Source organism: Variovorax sp. 770b2, from assembly GCF_900115685.1.
Classification (GTDB): Bacteria; Pseudomonadota; Gammaproteobacteria; order Burkholderiales; family Burkholderiaceae_C; genus Variovorax.
Genome location: NZ_FOXJ01000002.1, coordinates 285,632 through 305,723 on the forward strand (window position 1 = coordinate 285,632; position 20,092 = coordinate 305,723).

The following is a 20,092-nucleotide window of genomic DNA, read 5'->3' on the forward strand; positions in this document are numbered from 1 at the left end:
CCGCGGCCCCCAGCGCATACTGGCCCGATGGCCGTCGCACCCCGCGCCCAACCCGAGGACTTCTTCACGCCCGAAGAGTGGCAATCGCTCACCAGCCGTTCGTCATGGAAAGGCCTGTGGCTGGTGGCGCATTGCTGGGGCGTCGTCGGCGCGGCGATGCTCGCGGGCATCGTGTGGCCGTGGACCGTTGCGCTCATGGTGCCGGTCGTGGGCGCACGGCAGCTGGGGCTCTTCATCCTCATGCACGACGCGGCGCATGCGGGCCTGCACCGCAGCCGCAAGGTCAACGACTGGGTCGGCCACTGGCTGTGCTCGTACACGCTGCGCGACTACCGGCCCTATCACCTGCAGCACCACCGCTTCGTGCAGCAGACCGAGGACCCGGACCTCGTGCTGTCGGCGCCCTTCCCGATCACGCGCGAATCGATGTGGCGCAAGGTCGTGCGCGACCTGAGCGGGCAGACCTTCTACAAGCAGCGCTTCGGGCACATCGCCGAGGGCATCCGCCGGCGCGCGCCGGGCGAGTCGGCACTGAAGGTGCTCGGCCGCGAGATCGCGAAGGACCGGCGCTTCCTCATCGGCAACGGCCTCGGCCTGCTGGCCTTCGCGCTGGCCGGTTACTGGTGGGCGTGGGTGCTCATGTGGCTGCTGCCGATGGCGACCTGGCTCCCGCTCGTGAGCCGCGTGCGCAACATCGCCGAGCATGCGCTGGTGGCGCAGAACGAGTCCGACCCGCTGCGCCAGGCGCGCACCACGCATGCCAACCTGGTCGAGCGCATCTTCATCGCGCCCTATTGGGTCAACTACCACTGCGAGCACCACATGTTCACCAGCCTGCCCTGCTGGGCGCTGCCGAAGGCGCATCGCCTGCTGCTGCGCCGGGGCATCACCGATCGGATGGAAGTGCAGCCTGGCTACCTGCACCTGCTGAGGCAGGCGACTGCCGCTGCTCCCGCGTGACTCGCCGGCCGTTCAGCAGCGTGCCGATGGGCGTGCAGCGCACCAGCAACTGGTAGCTTGCGAGCGCCACCAGCGAGGTGGCCCCGATGTTGAGGCCCATCTTCGCGACTGCGCCGAGCGGCGCGTTGAACAGCAGGATGCCGAAGCCGATGGTGCCCAGCATGTGCACCAGGTACACCCAGTACGAGCTTTGCGAGAGGTACGCCAGCACCGCGTTCTGGCGCGGCACATAGCGCACGAAGCCGCCGATCAGCGCCAGGCTCCAGAGCCACGAGGTCGCGTTGTAGGCGAAGGCGATCCAGAACTCGGGGTGCGGCAGGCGGTGCGCACCGGGCTCGTGCAGCGCGCCCAGCAGCGCGATCGTCGCAATGAAGAAGGCCAGCCCGGCCAGCGCATGGCCCTTGCAGCGCGCAGCGAAGCGCGCGAGCAGGCGCTCCTGGTCGCGGTGCAGGTACCAGCCGAACACGAAGAACAGGCCGCTCTGCACCCACTCGGAGAAAGAAGGCAGGAAGGCGCTGCTTTCCATCACGAACCCGGACGGCTGAAAAGCGCCCGTCACAGCCAGCGGCAGCGCGAGCACCACGAAGCCCCAGCGGCGTTCCGCGAGCAAGGCGAAGCCGCGGGCGACGGCATCGCGCAGCCGCACCGGCACGAAGCGCTGCAGCCGCACGCCGGCCCAGGCCACGACGCTGAACCAGAACAGCTGGTAGAGGAACCACAGGTGCATCGTGTTGAAGGGCGAGCCGCCGGGCTGCCGCGCGGGCGTGAGCGCGGTGTCGATGCCCGGCACGCCGCGCACGGTCAGGTGGATGTAGACCATCGCCAGCACCGTGGTCAGCACGAAGAGCGGCGGCCAGAACACCGCGAAGGGCAGCGCGAGGCGCAGGCCGCGGTTCTTCAGCATGCCGTCCGCGCCGCGCCGTGCGACCAGCAGCGCGACGAAGAATCCGGCCAGCACGAAGAACACCGGCATCCGGAAGCTGTGGATGAAGAGCAGCAGCATGTCGGCCACCGGCGAGGTCTTCGGGTCGCGCCAGGGCAGCGGCGAGGCGACGGTGAGGTGGTTGATGGCCACGTGCAGCACGATGCCGAGCCACATCATCAGGGCGCGGAGATTGTCGAGCGCGTGGAGCCGTTGGGGGGTGTGGGCGTTGTTCATGGGGCCGACTGTTGGACCTCACGCAACGTCAGGGTCAAGGGGTGGCGGGGCCGGGCGCCGGATTTTTTTGCTGGCGCACGGCGATGGCCTGCAGGAGGTAGTCGCGCACCGCGGGGCCGACCACGGCGGCCGCCTGCAGCACCGGCTCCGTGGCCATGGCCTTCATCAGCCGCGCGGCCAGCGCCGGGTCGTGGTCGGTGAAGGCATCGAAGAGCCGCACCCAGGCGAGCGCGATGGCCTGCACCGCATCGTCCCCGGGCGGCACGTTGCGGGCCTGAAGCGCCGCGAGCGCTTCGCCCAGGCGCCGCCATTCGTCTTCGGGCGGCTTGCCCAGGCGTGCGAAGTCTTCGGTGTCCAGGTGGCGCAGCAGCGCGGCCATCCGCAGGCCGATGGCCTGTTCGATGTAGTCGATCAGTTCGGCCGGCGGCCCGTCGTCGCGCCGCGCCACCGGCTCGCGCCGGTACATCTCGCCCCAGCGTGCGATGAGGTCGTGGTTGCCGTCCATCCACTGGCCCATGAGGTTCATCCAGCGGGCGGCGAGCGGCTGCACCTCGAGTGCATCGGCGGGCACGCCGCGCGCCATCAGCGCGGCCACGTCGGCGATGAGCGGCGGCCACTGGCTGGCCACGGCGCTCGAGTTGGCCATCAGCGACTTGATCTCGGCGGGGCTGAAGTAGCGGCCATAGGCGGTCATCTGCTCCAGCGTGGCGAGCCAGTCCTTCATGTCGGGCTGCGCGCCTTCTGCGAGGCGCTGTTCGAGCAGGCCCAGCCGTTCACGCAAGGCCGTGGCCTGTGCGATCTGCTGGTCGAGCGATGCGATCTGGCGCTGGATGATCGTGGGCAGCGCGCCGCTTTCCGCGCCCAGCAGTCCGGCGATTTCCGCCAGCGGGAGCCCCAGCAGCCGCAGCGCCTGGATGGCGTGCAGCCGGCCGATGTCGGCGGCGTTGTAGAGCCGGTAGCCGGCGTCCGAGCGCGCCGAGGGGGCGAGCAGCCCGATGGCGTCGTAGTGGTGCAGCGTGCGCACCGTGAGGCCGGTGTGTCTGGCGAGTTCGCCGACCTTGAGCAGCACCTTGCGCCTCTTGTGTCAGTCGTCGGCAGGCGCCGGCTCGGGGCCTTGCCAGCCCAGCAGCTCGGCCAGGCGCTGCACGATCCAGCCGGCCTCGGCGGGCGACACGCCCGATTCCGGCGTCGCCAGCCCCGCGTGGATGCGCCGCAGGATCTCGCTCTCGACCGGCACCTCGGTGTGGTGCTGGATCTGCGCGTGGCCCACGAGGTGGTTGGCCAGGTCCTCGCAGATCTCGTAGCGCTCGCGCACCACGCCGATCGGTTCGCTCAAACGCTGGCGCGCATCGCTGTAGACCGCGAAGAACGAGGGCGGAATGAAGATCTGGTTGTCGTCGGACATCGCGGCCTTGTTTATAGCTGGCCCAATGACAAAACGCGCCCGGGGGCGCGTTCGTCGTGGCTCCCGGGGAGCCAGAGGGGCTGGATCAGCCGCCCTTCTTGGCGCGCTTGCCAGGGTTCTTCTTGCTGCGCGTTGCGGTGCCGCGTTCCAGGCTGACCTTCTGGCCACCGCCGGTCTTGGGCAGGGCGTAGCCGGGCAGCGGCGTCGGCTTCGGGGTGGCAACGCGTTCGGCTTCGGTACGGAATGTCTTGGGCATGAAAAGCTCGGGTAAAAGTGATGTTCGAACCTGCAATTAGGCCACATCGAGGATTTCATATGCCAATAACCGAAACGGCGGGTGCCGTCGAGCGTCCGCGCTTCGTTTCGGGCTCGCTCCTGCGCCACGTTTGCGTGATGGCGGGCACCGGTGCCATCGGGTTGATCGCGGTGTTCGCGGTCGACCTGATCAACCTCTTCTACATCTCGCTGCTCGGGGAGAAAGAGACGGCGGCGGCGGTCGGTTTCGCGGGCGTGGTGGGGTTCTTTCATGCGTCGCTGTGCATCGGCCTCACCATCGGCATCGCGGCCGTGGTGTCGCGCACGGTGGGTGCCGGCCGTGCGGCGGATGCGCGGCGCATCGCCACCTCGAGCCTCGTGCTGATGACGGCCGCATCGGTGGTGGTGGGCAGCGGCACGGCCTTCTTCCTGCACCCGGCGCTGCACGCGCTCGGCGCCGAGGGCGAGACGGCGCGGCTCGCGCAGCGCTACCTCGCGGTGACGGTGCACACGCTGCCGCTCCTGGGCCTCGGCATGGCGTGCTCGGCGCTGCTGCGCTCCATCGGCGATGCGCGCCGCTCGATGACGGTCACGCTCGCGGCGGCCTTCGTGACGGCGGTGCTCGACCCGATATTGATCTTCGGTTTCGGCCTGGGACTCGACGGCGCGGCGATCAGCGCGGTGGTCTCGCGCATGGTGCTCGCGGCCATCGGGCTGCATGGCGTGATGGTGAAGCACCGGATGCTCGGGCGCTTCGAGGCATCGCGGCTGGCGGGCGACGCGCGTGCGCTGGCGAGCGTTGCGGGGCCGGCGGTGCTGACGAACCTGGCGACGCCCGTGGGCGCTGCGTTCGTCACGCATGCGATCGCACAGTTCGGGCCCTCGGCGGTGGCGGGCGCGGCGACCATCGACCGGCTGAGCCCGGTGGCCTTCGGGCTGGTCTATGCGCTGAGCGGCGCGGTCGGGCCGATCCTGGCGCAGAACCTCGGCGCCGGCCAGTACCGCCGCGTGCAGGAGGGGCTGCGCGACAGCCTGCTGTTCATGGTGGCCTCGGTGGCCGTCGCCTGGCTGGTGCTGGCGTTGGGCCAGGGCGTGCTGATCCGCGCGTTCTCGGCCGAGGGGCAGGCGGCCGAACTGATCGCGCTCTTCTGCACGTGGCTCGCGGCGAGCTTCTTCTTCTCGGGCGGGTTGTTCGTGGCGAACGCGTCGTTCAACAACCTCGGGCACCCGCTGCTGTCGACTTTCTTCAACTGGGGGCGCGCCACGCTGGGCACGATTCCGTTCGCCTGGTGGGGCTCGCACCACGGCGCGGCCGGCGTGCTCGTCGGACAGGCCGTGGGCTCGTCGATCTTCGGGTTGCTGGCGGTGGTGGTGGCGTTCCGGCTGGCGGCCAAGCTGGCGCGGCAGGAGCCGTCGATGAAGGCGCCTGCATCTGCACCTGCACTCGCACCGGTGCTCGACGCCCCGGTGGCGCCGACCTCGGCGCATGGAGATGCCGCGGCGCTCGCCACGCCGCAGCCGGCGGCCGTTACTGGTCCTGCAGCGTCAGCAGCCGCACCTTGACCGACTTGCCCTTGACGCGGCCGCTGCCGAGCTTGTGCGCCGCTTCTGCAGCGATGGCACGGTCCACGGCCACGTACGTCGAGAACTCGTTGACGTTGATCTTGCCGACCTGGTCCTTGGTGTAGCCGCAGTCGCCGGTGAGGGCGCCCAGCACGTCGCCGGCGCGGATCTTTTCCTTGCGCCCGCCCACGATCTGCAGCGTGGCCATCGGCGGCTGCAGCGGCGCGCCTTTGCCGGGCGTGAGCTCGGCCAGTTCATGCCATTCGGATTCGCGGCCCTGCAGCTGCTCGATCTTTCCGACGCTGCCCATCTCGTTCATGCTGGCCAGGTTCAGCGCGAGGCCCTCGGCATCGCCCGACTGGCCCACGCGGCCGGTGCGGCCGACGCGGTGGATGTGGATCTCGGAATCGGGCGTCACGTCGACGTTGATCACCGCTTCGAGGTGCGAGATGTCCAGGCCGCGCGCCGCCACGTCGGTGGCCACGAGCACGGAGCAGCTGCGGTTGGCGAACTGCACCAGCACCTGGTCGCGCTCGCGCTGCTCCAGCTCGCCGAAGAGCGCCAGCGCGCTGAAGCCCTGCGCCTGCAGCACCTCGACCAGGTCGCGGCACTGCTGCTTGGTGTTGCAGAAGGCCAGCGTGCTGACGGGGCGGAAATGGTCGAGCAGCAGGCTCACGGTGTGCAGCCGCTCGCTGTCCTTCACCTGGTACCAGCGCTGGCGGATCTTGCTGCCTTCATGCTGCGCCTGCACCGTGATCTGCTGCGGGCTCTTCATGAACTGCTGCGCGAGCTTGGCGATGCCTTCGGGGTACGTGGCCGAGAAGAGCAGCGTCTGGCGCTCCTTCGGGCACTGGCGGGCGACCTTCACGATGTCTTCGAAGAAGCCCATGTCCAGCATGCGGTCGGCTTCGTCGAGCACCAGCGTGTTGAGCGCCGAGAGGTCCAGGTTGCCGCGCTCCAGGTGGTCCATGATGCGGCCCGGCGTGCCCACCACGATGTGCGCGCCGTGCTCCAGGCTGGCAATTTGCCCGCGCAGCGCGACGCCGCCGCAGAGCGTGACCACCTTGATGTTTTCTTCCGCGCGCGCCAGGCGCCGGATCTCGGTGGTGACCTGGTCGGCCAGCTCGCGCGTCGGGCACAGCACCATCGCCTGGATGGCGAAGCGGCGTGCGTTGAGGTTGGCGAGCAGCGCAAGGGCGAAGGCGGCGGTCTTGCCGCTGCCGGTCTTGGCCTGGGCGATCAGGTCCTTGCCGAGCAGCGCCGGCGGCAGCGCGGCGGCCTGGATGGCCGTCATCTGCGTGTAGCCCAGCTGGGTGAGGTTGGCCAGCATCTGGGGCGAGAGCGCCAGGGTGGCGAAGCCGTGGGTGTCGGCCGGGGCTTGCGGGCCGTCGGCTGTGGGATTGGTCGTTGTCATCGTTTCAGCAGCCGGGGCCCGGGAAAAACAAAGGCCTTGCCGGCACCCATCGCGGGGTGCCGCAAGGCCTCTTGTCCGTCGCGGATCAGCGGCGGGGGGAGTTGTTGCCGCCGGTCGGCGGCGGGCCGCGACGTTCCAGGTGGCGGAAGGTGATGCGACCCTTGGTCAGGTCGTAGGGCGAGAGTTCGAGCGACACCTTGTCACCCGCCAGGATGCGGATGTGGTGCTTGCGCATCTTGCCGCCGCTGTAGGCGATCAGCTGATGGCCGTTGTCCAGCGTGACGCGGTAGCGCGAGTCGGGCAGGACTTCGGTCACTGCGCCGTTCATTTCGATCAGTTCTTCCTTGGGCATGCTTGGTTACCTCTGAATCTCGTTCGATGTGTGTTGGATATGAAGATGGGCGTGATTGTTTCAGCCTGCGCACGGCAAGGCGAGCGGTGCCTGGCGCGTGTTGCGCTCGCGCACCCAGCAAAGGCCCTGGTCGATGGCATAGCGCAGGGCGGCGGCATGGCTGGCAAAACGCGGCGTGAAACGCATCACGCGGTCGTGCATGCCGCTGCCGTGTCCGGAGCGGATCGAGACGGAGGCGGCGAAATGGCCGTCGTCCTGGTGTCGAATGAGCGGGGAAACAAGGTACTTGCCCACCGCGATACTGTGTTGAATGATGTCCATGGAGCCTTGGCACAGCGCGCGAATGTTGGACGCGAAGTGCCTGAAAAATAATTGAAAACGGGCGTGGGCCGGCCGGAATGGCGCGGCGGACGCGCTATTCGCTTCAACAAGAACGAAGGCAGTGGTGGCAATCATGGGCGCCCGGTCTGGCGCTCCAACACACTGTGGAGCCGGCTGAAAGTGTGGGGGGCCTGAAGAATCCAAGGGACAGTGCAGGTCAGCCGGCAATATGACGAAGTGCTTCGTCGTGGTATCGAAACGAACCCGCCATTATAGCTTGACGGGCATGACAGTTGCCCGCCTCAAAAGAAAGCGGGCCCCGGATGGGCCCGCGAAGGACGATCGTTCCTGCGAAGTTTGCTATTGAAAATATAGCGAAACACCGCGCAATCAGGCAGCCAGCGGCGATGTTGCCGACGAAAGCGCGGCCCGCGACCTGTGGGCGGCGCGCAACATCAGGCCCAGCCCCGCGAGCTGGCTGGCGGCGCCGGCCCAGCCCACGGCGCTCACGCCGAACAGCTCGATCACCACGCCGCCCAGCGCAGAGCCTGCCGCGATGCCCAGGTAGATCGCCGAGGCGTTGAGCGACAGCGTCATCGGCGCGCGGTCCGGCGCCAATCGGATCAGCCGCACCGCCTGCGCCGGACCGAACCCCCAGCCTGCAAAGCCCCAGAGCGCCGACAACGCCACGATCAGCGGCAGCGCCACGTCGCGCGGCAGCATCTGCGCCGAGAACGACAGCCCGCCGAAGATCGCCACCAGCACCAGTGCGAAGGCCTGCGCCACGCGGTCGGCGCCGAAGCGGTCGGTGGCCCAGCCGCCGGTCGCGGTGCCCAGGGCCGCCGCGACGCCGATCGCGCAGAAGACGGCGCTCACGCCCTGGGCGCCGAAGCCCACCGTGCCCGACAGGAACGACGCGATGTAGGTATAGAAGCTGAAGCCGCCGGTGGTCCACAGCACGGAGGTCAGCAGCGCCGGCAGCACGCCGGGCGCGCGGGTGACCGCGAAGGACGGCGCGCGCGCGGCAGGGGCCGGCGCCGAAGCCAGGCCGCGCGGCAGACCGATGGCCACGCCCCAGGCGGCCAGTGCCGCCACTGCGGCGACCAGCAGGTAGGCCGTGCGCCAGCCGCCCCAGCCCGCAATCCACGCGCCCAGCGGCACGCCGAGGGCGACCGCCACCGTGCCGCCGCCCGTCACGATGGCGAGCGCCCGGCCGCGCAGCGCGGGCGACACCATCGAGGCCGCCACCGCGCTGGCGGTCGGCAGGAACACGCCGGCCACCAATCCGAGTGCGACCCGCGCCAGCGCCAGTTGCGCAAAGCCCTGCGCCATCGACGCGGCCAGCGTGATGCCGGAAAACGCCGCGAGGCTGGCGACCAGCAGCGGCCGCCGGCCGAAGCGCGCGAGCAGCGCGGCCATCAGCGGCGAGCCGATGGCGTAGCTCAGCGCGAACAGCAGCACCAGTTGCCCGACGCGCGTGGCGCTCACCTGCAGGTCGGCCGCCAGCATGGGCAGCAGGCCGACCACCATGAAGCTTTCAGTGCCCAGGGCGAAAGCGCCCAGCGCCAGCCACGCCAGGCTGAGAGGCAAGCGTTCGGCGGGTTGCGCGGCGAGGGGTTCGGTGTTCATGGCGGGACTCCGGTGAGCGTTCTGAGGCCTTCAGAATAGGCTTGTGATTGGCTCTGCAAAAGAACCACAATCCTCGAACTTCATGGAGCCACTTTTCGAACTCGCCATCCGCTTGCCGGGCACTGGCTCGCGCGATCTGCTGCGCGAGGTGCACCGGCAGCTGCGCGCCGCCATCCTGGATGGCCGGCTGCAGCCCGGCGCGCGCCTGCCCGCCACGCGCGCGCTCGCCGGGCGGCTGGGCGTGTCGCGCAACACCATGCTCGCGGCCTACGACCTGCTCTTGAGCGAGGGCTACCTGCTCGCGCGCCCCGGCGCCGGCACCTATGTGGCCGACACCTTGCCGCAGTCGCGCCGCGGCCGCGCGTCCAAGGGCACATCGACCCGGCGCGACCCGCGGCTGGTGCCGTTGAACGTGCCAGGCGCCGACCTCGCGCCCACGCTGCAGCCGCAACGCGCGCGCGACGATTTCCGCGTCGGCCTGCCCGACACCGGCGCGTTTCCCTTCGACATCTGGCGCCGCCTGTCCGACCGCGCGCTGCGCCGCCTTGCGCGGAAGCCGGCCGACTACGCCGAGCCGCAGGGCCAGGCCGCGCTGCGCGAGGCGATCGCCAGGCACGTGTCGTTCACGCGCGCGGTCGGCTGCACGGCCGACGACATCGTGGTCACCGCCGGCGCGCAGCAGGCCTTCGGATTGCTCGCGCGCATCCTGGTCGTGCCGGGGCGCACCGTGGTTGCGGTCGAGCAGCTTTTCTATCCCTCGCTGCGCGAGGCCATGACGGCCGCGGGCGCGAAGGTGATCACCGTGCCGACCGATGTCGAAGGCCTGTGCGTCGACCGCCTGCCGCCCGAGGCGCGCGTGATCTGCGTGACGCCCTCGCACCAGTTCCCGACGGGCGTCGCGATGTCGCCGCAGCGCCGCGCCGCGCTGCTGGCGTTCGCGCGGGCGCGCAACGCAGTCGTCATCGAGGACGACTACGACAGCGAATTCCGCTTCGCCGGCCGCCCGCTCGATGCGCTGCAGACGCTCGATCGCGCCGAATCGGTCTGCTACGTCGGCACGTTCTCCAAGAGCCTGTTCCCCGCGCTGCGGCTCGGCTTCGTGGTCGCGCCACCGTGGGCGCGCGCGGCGCTGGTGCGGGCGCGCGAGCTGGCCGACTGGCACGGGCCGGTGCTCGGGCAGGAGGCGCTCGCCGCCTTCATCGCCGAAGGGCATCTGGCGCGCCACATCCGCAAGATGCGCAAGGTCTACGGCGCGCGCCGCGCCGCGCTGCTCGACGCGCTGGCCAGGCACTGCGCGGGTCGGCTCGAAGTGATTCCGTCCGACGCGGGCCTGCACCTGTCGGCCTGGCTGCGCACCGGCACGCGCGACCACGCCGTGGTCGAGCGCGCCGCCGCGGCCGGCATCACGCTGCCGCCGCTCTCGCGCTTCGCGCTGGACCCGCAGGCGCCCGATGTGCCCAACGGCCTCGCGTTCGGCTACGGGCTGATCGACGAATCGCAGATCGACGGCGCGATCCGCCGCCTCGCCGCACTGCTCTGAGCGCCGCCCTTCGCGCACGCATTGGCGCTGCGCTCCTACAAGGCGGCTCGCGGGGGCGCCGGATCGTCGCTGCACGTCCCACGCAGAAGAAAGACCGCCGATGAACACCGCCACGCTTTCCACCGCCCCCGTGCGCTTCGACCCGTCCGTGGAGACGCTGGCCGACGACGAGCTCCAGACCCAGGCCGAACTCGTCGCCACGCTCCTGGGCATGTCCCGCACCATGGCCGACCACACCGGCCACGCGGCGCGCAGCGTGCATGCCAAGAGCCACGGCCTGCTGCGTGGCGAACTGCGCGTGCTCGATGGCCTGCCCGAGCCGCTGGCGCAGGGCCTCTTCGCCACGCCGGGCCGCCATGCGGTCGCGATGCGCATCTCCACGCCGCCCGCCGAAATGCTGGACGACCGCGTCTCGCTGCCGCGCGGCATGGCGCTCAAGGTGATGGACGTCGAAGGCGAACGCGTGGAAGGCTCGGAGGCCCACACCACGCAAGACTTCCTGTTCGTCGACGGGCCCGTGTTCCTCGCGCCCGACGCCAAGGGGTTCCTCAAGAGCCTGAAGCTGCTCGCCGGCACCACCGACAAGGCGCCCAACGCCAAGCGCGTGCTCTCCAGCGTGCTGCAGGGCGTGGAGAAAGCCGTGGAAGCGGTGGGCGGCCAGAGCGGCAAGTTGATCGCCATGGGCGGCCACCCCGAGGTCCATCCGCTGGGCGCGACCTTCTTCACGCAGGTGCCGATCCGCTACGGCAACTACATCGCGAAGCTGCAACTGGTGCCGGTCTCGCCCAACCTGGTGGCGCTGGAGGGCCAGCCCATCGACCTGGACGGCAAGCCCGACGGCACGCGCGAAGCGGTCATGGACGCCGTGCGCCAGCAGGCCGCCGAATGGGAACTGCGCGTGCAGCTGTGCGTGGACCTGGAACGCATGCCGGTCGAGGACGCCTCGGTCGAATGGCCGCAGGACCTGAGCCCCTTCGTGCCCGTGGCGCGCATCGGCATCGGCCCGCAGGCCGGCTGGAGCGATGACCTTGCGCGCGAGATCGACGACGGCATGGCCTTCAACCCCTGGCACGCGCTGGCCGCGCACCGGCCGCTGGGCCACGTGATGCGTGCGCGCAAGGCCGCGTACGCCGCCTCGTCGAACTACCGAAGCGAACGCAACGGCTGTCCGCTGCACCGCTGAGCGGGTTCAGCCCTTCAGCCCAGGCCGAGCATCTTCCGGTTCGATGCCACGTCCACGCCGCCCGCCGCGAAGTCGTCGAAGGCCCGGTCGGCCACGCGGATGATGTGGTCGGCGATGAAGGTCGCCCCTTCGCGCGCGCCGTCTTCCGGGTGCTTGATGCAGCACTCCCATTCGAGCACCGCCCAGCCGGGGAAGTCGTACTGCGCCATCTTCGAGAAGATCGCCTTGAAGTCGACCTGCCCGTCGCCCAGCGACCGGAAGCGCCCTGCCCGGTTGATCCAGCTCTGGAAGCCGCCGTACACACCCTGCTTGCCGGTCGGGTTGAACTCGGCGTCCTTCACGTGAAAGATCTTGATGCGCTCGTGGTAGTGGTCGATGTAGGCGAGGTAGTCCAGCTGCTGCAGCATGAAGTGGCTCGGGTCGTACAACAGGCAGGCGCGCGGGTGGTTGCCGACGCGTTCCAGGAACATCTCGTAGCTCACGCCGTCGTGCAGGTCTTCGCCGGGGTGGATCTCGTAGCCCACGTCCACGCCCGCCGCATCGAAGGCATCGAGGATGGGACGCCAGCGGCGCGAGAGTTCGTCGAAGGCTTCCTGGATGAGCCCCGGCGGGCGCGGCGGCCACGAGTAGAGGTACGGCCATGCCAGCGCGCCCGAGAAGGTCGCGTGCGCCGTGAGCCCCAGGTTGGCCGAGGCCTTGGCCGCGAAGTGCAATTGCGCCACCGCCCACTGTTGGCGCTTCACGGGATCGCCGCGCACCTCGGGCGCCGCGAAGCCATCGAAGCCCGCGTCGTAGGCCGGATGCACCGCGACCAACTGGCCCTGCAGGTGCGTCGAAAGCTCGGTGATTTCGAGCCCGTGTTTGGCGAGCGTGCCCTTCACCTCCTCGCAGTAGGTCTTGCTCTCGGCGGCCTTTTTCAGGTCGAAGAGGCGCGCGTCCCAGCTTGGAATCTGCACGCCCTTGTAGCCGAGGCCGGCGGCCCATCCGGCGATGCCGTCGAGCGTGTTGAAGGGGGCGGTGTCTCCGGCGAACTGGGCCAGAAAAATGGCGGGGCCCTTGATCGTTTTCATGGCTTGTCTTCCTTATGCGTCGTGGCGGCGTTGAAAGCATACTTGGCGTGTCGTCCGACCCCGTGCGAGAGGCCAACGAGCCACAATGGACTTTCCTTTCCGCCCCTCCCGCACTTTCCGATCAGTTCATGCTGACAGTCCCGCGATGACGCAACCCGTTTCCGCCCGGCTCAAGATCGGCCTGTCCGCCTGCTTCTCGCACGCCGATCCGGCCCGCTCGCTCTTCACCAACAAGACGCTGCAATACGTCGAGCAATCGATCGCGCACTGGCTCATGTCGGCCGGGGCCATGGTGGTGATGGTGCCCTGCCCTACCGGCGAAACGGCGCGCGGCGACACCAAGCTCTCGCACTACGCGGAGTGGCTCGATGGCGTGGTGATGCACGGCGGCGCCGACGTCTGGCCCGGCAGCTACGGCGAGGTGCCGCTCAAGGATGCGTGGATCGGCGACCAGATCCGCGATCTCTACGACCTCGCGCTGGTCGAGGCTTTCGAGCAGGCCGGCAAGCCCGTCTTCGGCGTGTGCCGCGGACTGCAGCTGATCAACGTGGCCTTCGGCGGCACGCTCTACCAGGACATCGAGGAGCAGCACGAGGGGGGCCTCCGGCACCGCGACCCGGTGACCTACGACCAGAATTTCCACGAGATCGAAATCGTGAAGGGCACGCGGCTGTCCAAGCTCTATCCGCAGGTGGACACGGCGCGCGTCAACAGCATCCACCACCAGGGCGTGAAGGACATCGCACCGGGTTTCGACATCGAGGCCTGGAGCGTGCCCGACCGCGTGCCCGAGGCCATTCGCCGCCGGCCGGACCGCGGCCGCAGCTACATCGCCGCGACCCAGTGGCACCCCGAATTCCACAAGTACGGCAGCACCGAGACGGTCGACGACACGCCGATCCTGCATGACTTCCTGTGGGCCTGCGCCACCGCCAAGGTTGCGCCGAAGACGTCGCCGGGCTCGGGCTCCGGCAAGATCCGCGACCGCGCCGCGCGGGTGCTGCGCCAGGCGCTGCTGCGGCGCTGACGCGTCGACCGGCTCAGCGCCGGTCGGAGCGACTCGTGCTGCCGCTGACGCTGGCGTCGATGGTGCCGAACACCGTGACGCCGCTGCCCGACGAGGCCGCACGGTCGCCGTTGCCCGCTGCCGATCCCGTGCCGGCGCAGCCCGCAATCAGGGCGCCCATCGCGATGGCAAGAACGGCTGCAATGAATGGCTTCACGTCAAACTCCAGGCAATGGTGGGACTGCGGCCACTATAGGCCGGCGCTTTTCCGCCCCTGTAACAACACACCCGCCAGCGGCAGGGTTGTTGGCTGGGATCCGTGGGCGCCATGCAGGAAGTCGATCAGCGCGCGCAGCTTGGGCGGCACGCGCTTGCGGTCGGGGTAGTACAGCACCAGGTCGGGCAGCGGCGTGGTCCAGTCGGCCAAGAGCTGCACCAGGCGTCCGTCTTCGATGTGCCGCTCGGTGTAGCTGCTGATCAGGTTGGCGATGCCGATGCCGTCGACCGCCGCATCGAGCATCACGGCCACGTCGTTCATCACCAGGCGGCCCGTGACCGCGAGCGTCATCGCCTCGCCGTTCTTCTCGAACTCCCAGCGTTCCATCTGGCCCGAGCTCGCGAAGCGAAAGCCGATGCAGTCGTGCGCCAGCAGGTCGCGCGGATGTGTCGGGGTGCCGCGCGCGGCCAGGTAGCGCGGCGCGGCGACGATGCAGTTGGCCAGCGGCGGCCCGACCTTCACGCCCACCATGTCGCGCTCGACCATGCCGCCGAAGCGGATGCCGGCGTCGAAGCCCATGCCCACGATGTCGACCAGTGAACTGTCGATGGACACCTCGACGTCGATCTGCGGATGCGTGCGGAGGAACTCGCCGAGCACCGGCTGCAGCGCGAACAGGTAGGCCGCGCGCGGCACCGTGAGCCGCAGCAGGCCCGAGGGGCGCGCCGCGTTGTCGCTCAGTTCGTCGGATGCAGAGGCCAGTTCCTGCACCGCCGGGCGTATGCGTTCGAGAAAGCGAGCGCCGGCTTCGGTGAGGTTCACGCTGCGCGTGGTGCGGTTGAAGAGCGGCGCACCGACGCGCTTTTCGAGCAGCCGCACGGCCTGGCTCACCGCCGAGGGCGAGACGCCGAGCCGCACCGCCGCGGCCGAGAAACCGCGCGTTTCGGCCACGGCCACGAAGGTGACGAGTCCGTCGAGCTGGTCCTGGCGCATGGCTTCGATTCTGGTCGATCTTGAAGAAAACCTTCAAGGTGCTTCGTCGATTGGATGGGTTATCAAAGCGAAGCGGCGCGCGCAAAGTCTGTCCATCGACCTTTCATCCCTCGCACAAAGGACATCGCCATGACTTCCGCTCCCACTTCTTCAAGCACCCCCAGGACCTGGTTCATCACCGGCGTCAGCAGCGGCTTCGGCCGTGCGCTGGCGCAAGAAGCCCTCGCCGCCGGCCACCGCGTGGTCGGCACGCTGCGCAACGAGGCCGCCCGCGCCGAGTTCGACGCGCTGCAGCCCGGCCGCTCGTTCGGCCGCCTGCTCGACGTCACGCATTCCGCCGATGTCGATCGCGTGGTCGCCGAGGTCGAGGCCTCGGTCGGCCCTATCGACGTGCTGGTCAACAACGCGGGCTACGGCCACGAAGGCACGGTCGAGGAATCGTCGCTCGACGAACTGCGCCAGCAGTTCGAGGTGAACGTGTTCGGCGCCGTCGCCATGGCCAAGGCCGTGCTGCCCTTCATGCGCGCGCGCCGCCGCGGGCACATCCTCAACATCACCTCGATGGGCGGCATCGTGACCTTTCCGGGGCTGGGCTATTACCACGGCAGCAAGTTCGCGCTGGAGGGCATCTCCGAGGCGCTGGGCAAGGAAGTGGCGAGCTTCGGCATCCACGTGACGGCCGTGGAGCCCGGCGGCTTTCGCACCGACTGGGCGGGCCGCTCGATGGTGCGCGCGCCGCAGAGCATTGCCGACTACGCCTCGGTGATGGGCCCGGTGCGCGAGCGGCGCCTGGCCCGCAGCGGCAAGCAGGACGGCGATCCGGTGAAGGCGGCGCAGGCCATGATCCGGATCACCGAAGTGGCCAACCCGCCCGCGCACCTCCTGCTCGGCCCGGATGCGGTGAAGGTGGTGCGCGAGAAGCTCGGCCTGCTGCAGGAAGAGATCAAGGCGTGGGAAGCGCTGTCGGTCTCGACCGACTTCTCCCAGGCCTGAGCGGCCTGGGTTACTCGGGCTTCGCGCCCGAGGCCTTGACCGCCGCGCCCCAGAGGCCGATCTCGCTCGCCACGAAGCGGTCGAACTCGGCACCGCTCGTGGGTGCGGGCTCGGCGCCCCGCTCGCGGATGAAGCGCGCCATCTGCTCGCTCTTCAATAGGTCGTTCACCTCGTGGTTCAGCCGTTCCACGATGTCGGGCGGCGTGCCGCGCGGCGCCATCAGGCCGAGCCAGCCGACGGCCTCGAAGTTCTTCGTGCCGGCCACGCCGCTCTCGCGCACGGTGGGCACCTCTGGCAGTTGCGACGAGCGCGTCGCCGAAGTCACCGCGAGCGCAATGGCCTTGCCCGACTTGATGTGCGGCAGCGCAGCCGTCACCGAATCGACCATCAACTGCACCTGGTTGCCCAGGAAATCCGACTGCGCCGGTCCGCTGCCGCGGTACGGAATGTGCGTGATGAACACATGCGCGGCCGACTTGTACATCTCGCCCGACAGGTGCTGCGTGCCGCCGATGCCGGCGCTCGCGTAGCTCAGGCGCCCGGGCTCGGCCTTGGCGCGCGCCGTGAGGTCGGCCAGCGTGCGGATGCCGCTCTCGGGCGTGGCCAGGAACACCAGCGGCACCTTGGCGATGAGCGAGATGCCGACCAAATCCTTGCGCGGATCGAAGCCCGGCTTGGCGTAGAGCGTCTGGTTCACCGCCATCGCGCTGCCCGCCACCACCAGCGTGTAGCCGTCGGGCGGCGCACGCACCACGAACTCGGTGCCGATGTTGCTGCCCGCGCCGGCCTTGTTGTCGATGATCACCGGCTGGCCCAGCCGCTTGCCGAGTTGCTCGGCGAGCGCGCGGGCGAAGATGTCGGTGGCCTGCCCGGGCGGGAAAGGCACGACCAGCTTGACGGGCCTGTCGGGCCACGCAGCCGCCTGCGCCAGGCCCGCGCCGCCCAGCAGCATCGCTGCAGCCAGACCAGCGGCAAGGCGTCTGCGCCGCATGGCTCAGAGCGCCGAGAGGTGCTTGCCCACGATGCCCGCGAGTTCGAACATCGTCACCTGGTCCTTGCCGAACACGGGCTTCAACTTGGCGTCGGCATTGATCGCGCGCTTGTTGGTCGCGTCCTGCAGGCCGTTGGCCTTGATGTAGTCCCACAGCTTCTTGATGACCTCGGTGCGCGCCACCGGATCGGCGCCGATCACCGCGGCCAGCGAGTCGCTGGGCTTCAGGCCCGCGCCGGGCTTGCGCGGCGCAGCCGCCTTCTTCGCAGCCGGTGCCTTCTTGGCTGCGGGCGTCTTCTTCGCAGCGACCTTCTTGGCGGCTGCGGTCTTGGCCGCCGGCTTGCCGAAGGTCTTGCGCGGCGGGAACTTGCTGCCGCCTTCGCGCGGCGCGAATTCGAAGGTCACCTTGCCTTCTTCGGCGTTCCACGTGAGGAAGGCCTTGAAGGCGCGGCGCGTGCGCATGCTCACGAACTTGTCGAGCAGGTCGGTCTTGCCGGTGGCCAGCAGCTTTTCCATCTGCGCACGTTCCACCGGCTGCTGCAGGATGATCTTGCCGGTCTTGAAGGTGCAGCTGGGCGTGGGTTGCGCATTGGTCGGCACCGACTTCTCGCAGACGTAGTTGCTGCCGTGCTCGAACACCGGCGCGCCGCACACCGGGCACGGGCCCACGGTGTCCTGCTCGCTGAAGTCGACGATCTCGCCGGTGTCGCCGTTCTTGTCGTCGCCGAAGTCGAACTCCAGCTTCCAGTTCTTGGATTCTTCCTCGTCGTACTTGAGGATGATCTCGGCGGTGAAGGGCCAGCCCGCCTTGGAGCGGAAGCCTTCCAGCGGGCCGATGTGCTTGTCGCGCAGGAGCGCCTCGGCCTCGACCACCTCGAAGGTGCGCCCTGCCGGCGACTTGCCGAACGAGAAGCCGCAGGCGTCTTCGCCCGTGCCGCTCTTGCCGACGCAGCCGTAGCGGCGGTAGTTCTCGCGCACGATGCCGCCGCAGTTGGGACACGGCGTCGCGAGCGTGGCGTAGTCGCCGGGCACGGTGTCGCGGTCGTATTCCTTGGCCTTCTTGACGATGTGTTCCGTCATCTGGGCGATCTCGCGCATGAAGGCGTCGCGGCTCAAGGCGCCCTTCTCCATCTGCGCGAGCTTGTATTCCCACTCGCCTGTGAGCTCGGCCTTGGAGAGTTCCTCCACGCCCAGGCCGCGCAGCAGCGTCATGAGCTGGAAGGCCTTGGCCGTCGGGATCAGCTCGCGGCCTTCGCGCAGCATGTACTTCTCGGTGATCAGGCCTTCGATGGTGGCCGCGCGCGTGGCTGGCGTGCCCAAGCCTTTCTCCTGCATGGCTTCGCGCAGCTCATCGTCGTCGATGGTCTTGCCCGCGCCTTCCATGGCACCGAGCAGCGTCGCTTCGGAATAGCGCGCGGGCGGGCGCGTCTTCAGGCCCTTGGTGTCGGCCGATTCGGTGTGGACGATCTCGCCCGGCTTCACCGGCACGAGGCGCTTGCCGTCCTTGTCGTCTTCCTTCTCGTCGTCCTGCGCTTCCTTGCCGTAGATCGCCAGCCAGCCCGGCTTCACCAGCACCTTGCCGTCGGTGCGGAACGGGTATTTCTTGCCGCCCTGCTCGACCGTGCTGATGCGCGTGGTCACCTGGTGTTCGGCGCTCGGGAAGAACACCGACATGAAGCGCCGCACCACGAAGTCATAGAGCTTCTGCTCGGCATCGCTCAGGCCGCTCGGGGCCTGCAGCGTCGGGATGATCGCAAAGTGATCCGACACCTTGGCGTTGTCGAAGATGCGCTTGTTGGGCTTGACGTAGTTGCCGTCGACCGCCTGCTTGGCGAACGGCGCCAGGTGCTTCATGCCGCTGTTGGCGAGCATCTCCATGGTGTCCTTGACCACCGGCAGATAGTCCTCGGGCAGCGCGCGCGAATCGGTACGCGGGTAGGTCAGCGCCTTGTGGCGTTCGTACAGGCTCTGGGCCAGCGCGAGCGTGGTCTTGGCGCTGAAGCCGAAGCGGCCGTTGGCCTCGCGCTGCAGCGAGGTCAGGTCGAACAGCATCGGCGAGGCCTGCGTGGTGGGCTTGCTCTCTTCGGTCACCGTGGCGGGCTTGCCGCGCGCGGCGTTGGCGATGGCCACCGCGTCCTGTTCGTTCCAGACGCGGTCGGCGCGCTGCTCGGCATCGGGCTCGCCATTGGCCAGCAGCGGCGCATTCGCTTTCTTCCAGTCGGGGTTGAACCACTTGCCCGGGTACTCGCCGGCTTCGGCCGCGAAGCTGCCGTGGATTTCCCAGTAGTCGCGCGAGACGAACTTGCGGATCTGCTCCTCGCGCTCCACGACGACGGAGAGCGTCGGCGTCTGCACGCGGCCCACGGTCGTCAGGAAGAAGCCGCCGTCGCGCGAATTGAACGCCGTCATGGCGCGCGTGCCGTTGATGCCCACCAGCCAGTCGGCCTCGGAGCGCGAGCGCGCAGCGTCGGCCAGGCCCTGCATCTGCTTTTCGGTGCGCAGCGCATCGAAGCCGTCGCGGATGGCCTGCGGCGTCATCGACTGCAGCCACAGGCGCTTGACCGGCTTGCCCAGCGGCGTCTTGCCGCCGGCGTACTGTTCGATGAGGCGGAAGATCAGCTCGCCCTCGCGGCCCGCGTCGCAGGCGTTGATGAGCTGCGTCACGTCCTTGCGCTTGGCCTGCTTGACCACCGCGTTCAGGCGCGTCTTGGTCTTGTCGACCGGCTTCAGGTCGAAGTGCGGCGGGATCACCGGCAGGTTGGCAAAGCTCCACTTGCCGCGCTTCACGTCGAATTCCTCGGGCGCCTGGATTTCGACCAGGTGACCGACGGCGCTGGTCACGACATAGCTGTCGTTCTCGAAATGCTCGTCATGTTTGTCGAATTTGCCGGCCACCGGCGTGAGGGCACGGACGATGTCCTGTGCCACCGACGGCTTTTCTGCGATTACCAACGTCTTTGTCATCTAAGGGCTCTCTATACTCTGCGGCTTCCCGCGTGTGCGCACGCGCGCACACGCATGTGTGCATATTCAAACTAACA

The 20,092-nt window shown here is 68.9% G+C and carries 19 protein-coding genes; 6 read left to right on the forward strand and 13 right to left on the reverse strand.

The annotated features are described in order from the left end of the window. The first annotated feature begins 27 nt into the window (after positions 1-27). Positions 28-960, forward strand: a complete 933-nt coding sequence (locus BM133_RS16920; protein WP_093435933.1) for a fatty acid desaturase family protein — start codon at positions 28-30, stop codon at positions 958-960. Here BM133_RS16920 and BM133_RS16925 read toward each other — a convergent pair. The 4 genes from BM133_RS16925 to BM133_RS35175 all read right to left on the reverse strand — a co-directional run bounded on the left by BM133_RS16925 (position 887) and on the right by BM133_RS35175 (position 3,780). Next, positions 887-2,119 (reverse strand): acyltransferase family protein, encoded by a 1,233-nt coding sequence (locus tag BM133_RS16925; RefSeq protein ID WP_093435936.1) that lies wholly within the window; start codon positions 2,117-2,119, stop codon positions 887-889. The genes BM133_RS16920 and BM133_RS16925 overlap by 74 nt on opposite strands. 34 nt (positions 2,120-2,153) lie before the next feature. Continuing rightward, the gene (locus BM133_RS16930) at positions 2,154-3,188 is read right to left on the reverse strand and encodes a MerR family transcriptional regulator (RefSeq protein ID WP_093435939.1); all 1,035 of its coding nucleotides are present in this window, start codon (positions 3,186-3,188) and stop codon (positions 2,154-2,156) included. Between the two features lie 15 nt (positions 3,189-3,203). Then, the gene (locus BM133_RS16935) at positions 3,204-3,524 is read right to left on the reverse strand and encodes a hypothetical protein (protein ID WP_093435942.1); all 321 of its coding nucleotides are present in this window, start codon (positions 3,522-3,524) and stop codon (positions 3,204-3,206) included. Between the two features lie 85 nt (positions 3,525-3,609). Further along, positions 3,610-3,780, reverse strand: a complete 171-nt coding sequence (locus BM133_RS35175) for a hypothetical protein (RefSeq protein ID WP_177224862.1) — start codon at positions 3,778-3,780, stop codon at positions 3,610-3,612. A gap of 59 nt (positions 3,781-3,839) precedes the next feature. Here BM133_RS35175 and BM133_RS16940 point away from each other — a divergent pair, with 59 nt between their 5' ends. After that, a complete protein-coding gene (locus BM133_RS16940; RefSeq protein ID WP_093435944.1) occupies positions 3,840-5,342 on the forward strand; it encodes an MATE family efflux transporter in 1,503 nt (500 codons plus the stop codon). Here the strand turns inward: BM133_RS16940 and dbpA are convergent. The 4 genes from dbpA to BM133_RS16960 form a co-directional block, all read right to left on the reverse strand. Beyond that, positions 5,308-6,756, reverse strand: coding sequence for an ATP-dependent RNA helicase DbpA (gene dbpA, locus BM133_RS16945; protein WP_093435947.1), 1,449 nt, complete (start codon positions 6,754-6,756; stop codon positions 5,308-5,310). The two genes, BM133_RS16940 and dbpA, sit on opposite strands and share 35 nt — an antisense overlap. Before the next feature lie 85 nt (positions 6,757-6,841). Beyond that, a complete protein-coding gene (gene infA, locus BM133_RS16950) occupies positions 6,842-7,108 on the reverse strand; it encodes a translation initiation factor IF-1 (RefSeq protein ID WP_093128941.1) in 267 nt (88 codons plus the stop codon). Between the two features lie 60 nt (positions 7,109-7,168). Further along, positions 7,169-7,429 (reverse strand): hypothetical protein, encoded by a 261-nt coding sequence (locus BM133_RS16955; RefSeq protein WP_093435949.1) that lies wholly within the window; start codon positions 7,427-7,429, stop codon positions 7,169-7,171. 390 nt (positions 7,430-7,819) lie between these two features. Then, a complete protein-coding gene (locus tag BM133_RS16960; protein WP_093435951.1) occupies positions 7,820-9,058 on the reverse strand; it encodes an MFS transporter in 1,239 nt (412 codons plus the stop codon). A gap of 82 nt (positions 9,059-9,140) precedes the next feature. Between BM133_RS16960 and BM133_RS16965 the strand changes: the two genes are divergently transcribed. Next, positions 9,141-10,598: a MocR-like pyridoxine biosynthesis transcription factor PdxR gene (locus BM133_RS16965; protein WP_093435953.1), complete on the forward strand. Its 1,458-nt coding sequence runs from the start codon at positions 9,141-9,143 to the stop codon at positions 10,596-10,598. 100 nt (positions 10,599-10,698) lie between these two features. Continuing rightward, positions 10,699-11,781 carry a catalase family protein gene (locus tag BM133_RS16970; RefSeq protein ID WP_093435956.1) on the forward strand — a complete coding sequence of 361 codons (1,083 nt, stop codon included), beginning with the start codon at positions 10,699-10,701 and terminating at the stop codon, positions 11,779-11,781. 14 nt (positions 11,782-11,795) lie between these two features. Here the strand turns inward: BM133_RS16970 and BM133_RS16975 are convergent, their stop codons facing one another. Further along, positions 11,796-12,851, reverse strand: a complete 1,056-nt coding sequence (locus tag BM133_RS16975; RefSeq protein ID WP_093435958.1) for a sugar phosphate isomerase/epimerase family protein — start codon at positions 12,849-12,851, stop codon at positions 11,796-11,798. A 145-nt stretch (positions 12,852-12,996) separates the two neighbouring features. On the opposite strand from BM133_RS16975, the gene BM133_RS16980 reads away from it, so the two are divergent. Continuing rightward, on the forward strand, positions 12,997-13,878 hold the full coding sequence (locus BM133_RS16980) for a gamma-glutamyl-gamma-aminobutyrate hydrolase family protein (protein ID WP_093435961.1): 882 nt from the start codon (positions 12,997-12,999) through the stop codon (positions 13,876-13,878). Between the two features lie 13 nt (positions 13,879-13,891). Here BM133_RS16980 and BM133_RS16985 read toward each other — a convergent pair whose 3' ends face one another. Together BM133_RS16985 and BM133_RS16990 are read right to left on the reverse strand one after the other, a co-directional pair. Continuing rightward, positions 13,892-14,074 carry a hypothetical protein gene (locus tag BM133_RS16985; protein ID WP_093435963.1) on the reverse strand — a complete coding sequence of 61 codons (183 nt, stop codon included), beginning with the start codon at positions 14,072-14,074 and terminating at the stop codon, positions 13,892-13,894. Positions 14,075-14,107: 33 nt separating this feature from the next. Then, positions 14,108-15,067, reverse strand: a complete 960-nt coding sequence (locus BM133_RS16990; RefSeq protein ID WP_093435966.1) for a LysR family transcriptional regulator — start codon at positions 15,065-15,067, stop codon at positions 14,108-14,110. Between the two features lie 129 nt (positions 15,068-15,196). Here BM133_RS16990 and BM133_RS16995 point away from each other — a divergent pair, with 129 nt between their 5' ends. Continuing rightward, positions 15,197-16,060: an oxidoreductase gene (locus BM133_RS16995; protein WP_093435968.1), complete on the forward strand. Its 864-nt coding sequence runs from the start codon at positions 15,197-15,199 to the stop codon at positions 16,058-16,060. A 10-nt stretch (positions 16,061-16,070) separates the two neighbouring features. Here the strand turns inward: BM133_RS16995 and BM133_RS17000 are convergent, their stop codons facing one another. Both BM133_RS17000 and BM133_RS17005 read right to left on the reverse strand, forming a co-directional pair. Next, positions 16,071-17,051, reverse strand: a complete 981-nt coding sequence (locus BM133_RS17000) for a tripartite tricarboxylate transporter substrate binding protein (RefSeq protein WP_256219239.1) — start codon at positions 17,049-17,051, stop codon at positions 16,071-16,073. Between the two features lie 3 nt (positions 17,052-17,054). Beyond that, positions 17,055-20,015 (reverse strand): DNA topoisomerase III, encoded by a 2,961-nt coding sequence (locus BM133_RS17005; protein ID WP_093435974.1) that lies wholly within the window; start codon positions 20,013-20,015, stop codon positions 17,055-17,057. Positions 20,016-20,092: the final 77 nt, after the last annotated feature.